Annotated in this window: 6 protein-coding genes; all 6 read right to left on the minus strand. The window is 68.2% G+C overall.

The features are described from left to right. Window positions 1-166, minus strand: a 166-nt coding sequence (locus tag AC2VOR_RS20575) for a glycosyltransferase (protein WP_486964421.1), incomplete at its 3' end; no start/stop codon positions are given. Beyond that, window positions 166-1,086 (minus strand): phosphatidylinositol mannoside acyltransferase, encoded by a 921-nt coding sequence (locus AC2VOR_RS20580; RefSeq protein WP_369739278.1) that lies wholly within the window; start codon window positions 1,084-1,086, stop codon window positions 166-168. The genes AC2VOR_RS20580 and AC2VOR_RS20575, both read right to left, overlap by 1 nt. Continuing rightward, on the minus strand, window positions 1,083-1,715 hold the full coding sequence (pgsA, locus tag AC2VOR_RS20585) for a phosphatidylinositol phosphate synthase (protein ID WP_369739279.1): 633 nt from the start codon (window positions 1,713-1,715) through the stop codon (window positions 1,083-1,085). The genes AC2VOR_RS20580 and pgsA overlap by 4 nt, the downstream gene beginning before the upstream one ends. A 99-nt stretch (window positions 1,716-1,814) precedes the next feature. Then, window positions 1,815-2,390 carry an ATP adenylyltransferase gene (locus AC2VOR_RS20590; RefSeq protein ID WP_369739280.1) on the minus strand — a complete coding sequence of 192 codons (576 nt, stop codon included), beginning with the start codon at window positions 2,388-2,390 and terminating at the stop codon, window positions 1,815-1,817. Next, window positions 2,383-4,437 (minus strand): threonine--tRNA ligase, encoded by a 2,055-nt coding sequence (thrS, locus tag AC2VOR_RS20595; protein WP_369739281.1) that lies wholly within the window; start codon window positions 4,435-4,437, stop codon window positions 2,383-2,385. The genes AC2VOR_RS20590 and thrS overlap by 8 nt, the downstream gene beginning before the upstream one ends. A gap of 462 nt (window positions 4,438-4,899) precedes the next feature. Beyond that, the coding region (locus AC2VOR_RS20600) for an MMPL family transporter (RefSeq protein ID WP_486964420.1) at window positions 4,900-5,168 on the minus strand (269 nt) is incomplete at its 5' end.

Raw genomic sequence — 5,168 nt, forward strand, 5'->3', positions numbered from 1 at the left:
TGCCGGCCGACACGACGTACTCGGGCAGCGACGCATCGGGGGACGCCGGGGCGAGCACGCTGACCTCGTGCCCGCGGGCGCGCATCACCTCGGCCAGCTGCAGGACGTGCGACTGCACCCCGCCCGGCACGTCGAACGAGTACGGGCACACCATCCCGATGCGCATCAGGCTTGCCTCAGACGCGCCCGCCTGGCCTCCGAAAGGTCGGCCAGCCACAGCGGCTGCATCATGTGCCAGTCCTCGGGGTGGGCGGCGATGTTCGTGGCGAACTGATCGGCCAGCGCCTGGGTGATCGCGCCGACGTCACCACCGGTGCAATCCAGCGGCGGGTGCACAGAGAAGCCCCAACCATCGCCGTCGAACCAGCAATGCACCGGAAGCAGGTCCGCCCCGGTGGCGATCGCCAGCTTCGCCGGTCCGGCCGGCATCCGGGTGACTTCGCCGAAGAAGTCGACGTGGACACCGGTGCGGGTGAGGTCGCGATCGGCCATCAGGCAGACCACCCGGTTGTCCCGCAGCCGGTCGCACAGCACCTCGAAGGGTGGCCGCTCGCCGCCGGACAGCGGCAGCACCTCGAAGCCGAGGCTCTCGCGATAGCGAACGAAACGCCGGTACAACGACTCGGGTTCGAGGCGTTCGGCGACGGTGGTGAAGGTGTCACGGGATTGCGTGAACCACACGCCGGCCATGTCCCAGTTCCCGCTGTGCGGCAATGCGCACACCGCGCCGCGGCCCGCAGTCAGCGCCGCGTCCAGGTTGTCGGCGCCCCGGAATGCAGCGTCGAGTTCTCCGGCCAACGCGCGCAGGTCCATCGATGGCAGCCGGAACGCCTCCCGCCAATAGCGCGCGTAGGAGGCCAGTGACGCGCGCATCAGCGCGTCGGGCACCTCGGCCGGGCGCACCCCGATGACGCGGGCCAGGTTCTTGCGCAACTGCGCCGGGCCGCCGCGCCGGGCCGCGTAGCGCGCCCCCGCGTCGAAGACGGCGCGGGCAGCGAATTCGGGCATCGCCCGCACCGCGCGCCAACCGGTCGCATACGTCCAGTCGCTGACGGCGCCGGTCAGGCGGTCCGGATTCAGGATCACGGCATGTGCTCCGTCGCACCGGGAGAAGTCCGCACCGTATGCAGCCGCTGGACGCAGGTGAGCACGCTGGCCACCGCCAGCAGCCACATCGCGACGGGAAGGGCGGGCGGCCACGCGACGAACGGGAAGTCCGACACGCCCGCGCCGGCCAGCACGATGATCAGCCGCTCCGGGCGCTCGATGAGCCCACCGTCCCCGCGCAACCCGCTGGCCTCGGCGCGGGCCTTGATGTAGGAGATCACCTGCGAGGTGACCAGGCAGATCAACGTGGCCGCCACCAGGAGCCGGTCGTGCAGGCCGAACGCCGCCCACCACAGCAGCCCGCCGAACACCGCGCCGTCGCTGACGCGGTCGCAGGTCGCGTCCAGCACCGCGCCGAAGCGGGTGCCTCCGCCCCGCAGGCGGGCCATCGCCCCGTCGAGCATGTCGAACATGACGAAGAACCAGATCACCACCGCGCCGACGAACAGCCTGCCCATCGGGAACAGGGTCAGCGCCGCCGTCACCGACACGACGGCGCCCAGGATGGTGACGGCGTCGGGCGTGAAACCGAGGCGCAACATGGCCCGGGCGGCGGGAGTCGTGATCCGCGCGAACGCCGCCCGCGACAGGAAGGGCGCCTTACTCATGTGCGCCGCTCTCCCCCGCAAGCGGGAGGTGCCCCCACCTCATCGCTCCGATCTGCATCGTCGCGCCGCGACTCATGTGCGCCGCTGATGCCTCACGGCTCATGGCTGTCTGCCCCACTCCGCGGCCAGCAGCTGGCGCGTGTCGCGCAGCAGCTGCGGAATCACCTTCGAGCCGCCGATGATGGTGATGAAGTTGGCGTCGCCGCCCCAGCGGGGCACGACGTGCACGTGCAGATGCTCGGCCAGCGACCCGCCCGCCGAGGTGCCCAGGTTCAGACCGACGTTGAACCCGTGCGGCTGCGAGACGCTCTTGATGACGCGAATCGCCTTCTGCGTGAACGCCATCAGCTCGGAGCTCTCGCGATCGGTCAGGTCCTCCAGTTCGGAGACCCGCCGATACGGCACCACCATCAGATGCCCGGGGTTGTAGGGATACAGGTTGAGCACGGCGTAGACCAGCTCGCCGCGCGCGACCACCAGGCCCTCCTCGTCGGAGAGGCGGGGAATGTCGGTGAACGGCTGCGCGGATTTGGTGTCGTCGCGCTGGCGCGGCGCTTCGGCCAGGTAGGTCATCCGGTAGGGCGTCCACAACCGCTGCAGATGGTCGCATTCGCCGACACCTGTGTCGAGGATGGCCTCGTCGGCGTGTTCCACGTCATCCTCCGGGTCACTCAACGGGTGCCACCTTCACCAATTTCGCTGTGGGGAAAGCATTCTCGCGATTAGCAAGCCACCTCAGGATGGCATCGACCGCGCTGTCGCGCGCCACGCCGTTGATCTGGCTGCGGTCGCCGAAGCGGAAGCTCACCGCCCCGGCCTCCACGTCGCGGTCCCCGGCGAGCAGCATGAACGGCACCTTCTGGGCGGTGTGATGGACGATCTTCTTGGCCATCCGGTCGTCACTACCGTCCACCTCGACGCGCACCCCGCGCGACTTCAGCTGCGCCGCAACATCTTCCAGATAGGCGATGTGCTCATCGGCCACCGGGATCCCGACCACCTGGACGGGCGCGAGCCAGGCCGGGAACGCTCCGGCGTAGTGCTCGGTGAGGATGCCGAAGAACCGCTCGATCGACCCGAACAGCGCCCGGTGGATCATCACCGGACGCCGGCGGGTCCCGTCGGGGGCGGTGTACTCGAGTTCGAAACGCTCGGGAAAGTTGAAGTCCACCTGGATGGTGGACATCTGCCAGCTGCGGCCCAGCGCGTCGCGGGCCTGCACCGAGATCTTCGGTCCGTAGAACGCCGCACCGCCGGGGTCGGGCACCAGCTCGAGGCCCGACTCGGCCGCCACCCGCGCCAGCGACTCGGTGGCCTGCTCCCACATCTCGTCGGAGCCGACGAACTTCTCGGAATCCTTGGTGGACAGCTCCAGGTAGAAGTCCTCCAGCCCGTAGTCGCCGAGCAACTCGAGCACGAACCGCAGCAGCGACGCCAGCTCGTCGTGCAGCTGCTCGCGGGTGCAGAAGATGTGCGAGTCGTCCATGGTGAACCCGCGCGCCCGGGTCAGCCCGTGCACGACGCCGGACTTCTCGTAGCGGTACACGGTGCCGAATTCGAAGAGCCGCAGAGGGAGTTCGCGATAGGAACGCCCGCGCGCGGCGAATATCAGCGTGTGCATCGGGCAGTTCATCGGCTTGAGGTAGTAGTCCTGGCCCGGCTTGCGCACGCTCCCGTCGTCGTTGTACTCGGCGTCCAAGTGCATCGGCGGGTACATGCCGTCGGCGTACCAGTCCAGGTGCCCCGAGGTGTGGAACAGCTGCGCCTTCGTGATGTGGGGGGTGTTGACGAACTCGTAGCCGGCCTCGATGTGCTTGCGCCGCGAGTACTCCTCCAGCTCGCGGCGCACGATGCCGCCCTTCGGGTGGAAAACCGCCAGGCCGGAACCGATCTCGTCGGGGAAGCTGAACAGGTCCAGCTCGGCGCCCAGCTTGCGGTGGTCGCGGCGCTGGGCCTCCTCGATCAGTTCGAGGTGGCGGTCGAGCGCCTCCTGGGACTCCCAGGCGGTGCCGTAGATGCGTTGCATGCTGGCGTTTCTCTGGTCGCCCCGCCAGTAGGCGGCCGAGCTACGGGTCAGCTTGAACGCCGGGATGTGCCTGGTGGTCGGGATGTGTGGTCCGCGGCACAGGTCACCCCAGACTCGTTCCCGTGTACGGGGATTGAGGTTGTCGTAGGCGGTGAGCTCGTCGCCACCGACCTCCATGACCTCGGGGTCGCCGGACTTGTCGTCGACGAGTTCGAGTTTGAAGGGTTCGCCGGCCAGTTCGGCGCGCGCGGCGTCGGTGGATTCATAGACCCGCCGGTCGAACAGCTGGCCGTCCTTGATGATCTGGCGCATCCGCTTCTCCAGCGCCGCCAGGTCCTCGGGGGTGAACGGCTCGGGCACCGCGAAGTCGTAGTAGAAGCCGTCGGTGATCGGCGGCCCGACGCCCAGTTTGGCCTGCGGGAACAGGTCCTGGACGGCCTGGGCCAACACGTGGGCGGTCGAGTGCCGCAGGACGCTGCGCCCCTCCTCGGTGTCGGCTGCCACCGGGGTGACCTCGGCGTCGGCGTCGGGCACCCAGCTCAGGTCCCGCAGCTTGCCCTCGGCGTCGCGCACCACCACGATCGCGTCGGGCGCCCCGCGACCGGGCAACCCCGCGTCCCGCACGGCGGCGGCCGCGGTGGTCCCGGCGGGCACCCTTATCGGGACTACCGGGGTTTGGTGTGCGGGGGCGGTCATCGGGTCGGCTCTCCAAGCTTAGGGTGCGGTAACGATCGCTGCCATGCTATCGGGGCCGTGCGGAACCCAGCAGTGCGCTTCCAGACGCGGGTGACAATCTAAGCCCCACCGGGCACAGCCCTGCCTGCTGCACCGCATCACGATGACCCCGCCAACTGCCACCACGATGACGACCAGCGTCGCCATTTTCGTCTATGGCGCCAACCCCGCCCGGTTCCGGCATCGCCGACCCACCCCACCGAAACTTCCGAACCGTCGCTTGGATCAACCAACCAATCAATCCCCGAAGCACTCATCAAATCCGAGTATGAACGAGTACGGAACAGTCTCATCCACCTTGACACATCCCGGCCCACTTGCTCTCGCCAGTTGCCACGACCTTGCAGAACTTCGAGTTTGAGGTTGGTGTTGGTGTTGAACACCCTGCCTCCCCCTCGGCTGGTGAGCGTTCGCTCAAGCCGGCTACTTGGCGGCCGGGGTCATGCCGGCGCGGGGGCGAAGGGGAATCTTTTCGGGCCACCAGAACCACCGGCCGAGAAGGCGCGCCAGTGGCATGACCAGGAATATCCGGACGATCAACATATCGAACAGCAGTCCGATGCAAATAGTCGAGCCGGCCTGGCCGACATTGAGGACATCACTGGATAGAAGTGCCAGCATTGTGATGGCAAACACGACACCCGCGGTGACCACCGAGCTCCCAGCGCTTCCCATCGCCCGGATCACTCCGG

Source organism: Mycobacterium sp. TH-M103, assembly GCF_057473785.1.